Here is a 1,120-nt window from a genome sequence, read left to right as displayed (position 1 = left end):
CTTTTGCGCCTCGGTCCCGAACCGAAACAGCACCGGCGCACACATCGACAGCCCGAACGGCATGCGGCCCGGACAGCCGGCCGCGCCCATCTCTTCCTCAAAGATATAGCGCTGAACGATCGTCCAGTCGGTCCCGCCCCACTCCTGCGGCCATTCCGGTGCGACCCAGCCTTTGTCGGCCAGGATCTTGTGCCAGCGGGTGTAGTCGTCTTTGCTCAGATCTTGATAGGTCACGACTTTTTCCCGGATATCGTCCGGCAGATTGGCCTCAATCCAGGCGCGCACCTCGTCGCGAAAAGCCGTCTCCTCGGCGGAATAGTTCAGGTCCATCGTTCCTCTCCCATGTCTTATGCGGCCCCGCGCTAGGCAACTCCCCGACCCGCACAATCCCGTCCCGGCCCTCGGGTAGCATGGGATGGAAGGCGTGCCAGACATGAATCATGTCTTCCCAGACTTCCAGGGTGCTGTCCACGCCATCGGCCCGGGCTTTGTGATCGAGTTTGATCGCGTCGTCCAGCAGAACCTCATCCCGGCCAACGTGGATCAGGAGCGGGGGCAGAGAGCGCAGATCGGCAAAGTTGGGCGAGGCGTAGGGATCGGTGGCGTCCTTACCCTGGAGATACAGATCGACCATTTTGCCGATATCCGGTCCGATCATGGGGTCTGCCTCGGCTCGGGTCTGGTAGGACTCGTTGGAACACGTCATGTCGGACCAGGGGCTGATGCACACCGCAGCCGCAGGCAGCGCCAGCTGCTGGTCGCGGGCCGCAACCAGGGTGGCTGCGGCCAGCCCACCGCCTGCGGAATCTCCGGCAATGGCCAGATTGTGCGGCTCGAAACCGTTATCGAGCAGCCAGCGGTAGGCGGCCACCCCGTCCTCGACAGCGGCCGGAAACGGCTCTTCGGGCCCCAGCCGATAGTCGAGCATGAGCACTGCGGCCTGAGCCGCCCGGGACACCTCGCCGCCGAGCGAACGGTGGGTGTTGAGCGAGCCCATCACATAGCCGCCGCCGTGCAGATACAGAATGGCCCGCTCAGCCTGGGCGCCCGGCGCCCGCAGCCATTCGGCCGACCGGCCGGCCACCGTCAGCGCTTCGACGCCAATATCGTCGGCCACCCG

General features: G+C 65.0%; 2 protein-coding genes. Both read right to left on the bottom strand.

Features of this window, described 5'->3' with window-relative positions:
- The coding region (locus J4F42_21145) for an acyl-CoA dehydrogenase family protein (GenBank protein ID MCE2488029.1) at positions 1–330 on the bottom strand (330 nt) is incomplete at its 3' end.
- A partial coding sequence (locus tag J4F42_21140) for an alpha/beta hydrolase (protein ID MCE2488028.1) occupies positions 269–1,120 on the bottom strand: 852 nt, incomplete at its 5' end. The genes J4F42_21145 and J4F42_21140, both read right to left, overlap by 62 nt.

It is taken from the genome of Desulfurellaceae bacterium (assembly GCA_021296095.1).
In the GTDB taxonomy this organism is placed as follows: domain Bacteria; phylum Desulfobacterota; class Binatia; order Bin18; family Bin18; genus JAAXHF01.
The sequence above is the reverse complement of the archived record's forward strand: the minus strand, read 5'-3'. Positions and strand labels throughout refer to the sequence as shown.